A 544-nucleotide genomic window follows, 5' to 3' on the forward strand; every position below is an offset into this window, starting at 1 on the left:
AGTTCGGATCTTCTCCGGGACGTTTTGCAGTTATCTTATTGTGATTCTTCATGACTTCCTCCGATGCTGATACGTTTTGCACAACGACCACCGCTCTTTCGGGGCGAGAAGTCCACGAAACCGTCTCTCTTCTCTGCAGATAAAACGCTGGACTTCGTTGCGTTCAGACGAACCACGCCCGCGGCGAGGATGCGACCAATCTCAGTGAGGCGAGCATCTGCCGACATGCGGTCAGGGCATAAGGGATTGGGCCCCGAAATCGGGGATTCTTGGTCATCAAGCATGGGAGCGCCTTTCGGGTTGGTGAACCCACTTGGGCTCCGTCAGGGCCTAATAATCAAGTCGAAACAATTGGTTGGTGAAATTCTGCGGGCTCGCGGGTATGCGCTAGGGTTTGTGGCTTGGCGCAATCAATGACGTGTGGCGGGTTTAACCAGTGGATCAGTCTCTAGTTTGAGCGCGGCTTTCCAAAGTGGTGTTTTCGTAAAAACACTCTCTTGCGATCGGAACGATTTTGCGGGGCGTGTTTCCTGGAGGAGGCCAG

Annotated in this window: 1 protein-coding gene; it reads right to left on the minus strand. The window is 53.7% G+C overall.

Going from position 1 to position 544, the window contains the following annotated elements:
• Positions 1-35: 35 nt before the first annotated feature.
• Positions 36-284: a hypothetical protein gene (locus E7681_RS19015; protein WP_173488384.1), complete on the minus strand. Its 249-nt coding sequence runs from the start codon at positions 282-284 to the stop codon at positions 36-38.
• Positions 285-544: the final 260 nt, after the last annotated feature.

Source organism: Thalassobius vesicularis, assembly GCF_004799325.1.
Classification (GTDB): Bacteria; Pseudomonadota; Alphaproteobacteria; order Rhodobacterales; family Rhodobacteraceae; genus Thalassobius; species Thalassobius vesicularis.

Coding starts and splice junctions, on each gene's coding strand:
- E7681_RS19015 (WP_173488384.1), bottom strand. CDS start 284: ATGCTTGATGACCAAGAATCCCCGATTTCGGGGCCCAATCCCTTATGC.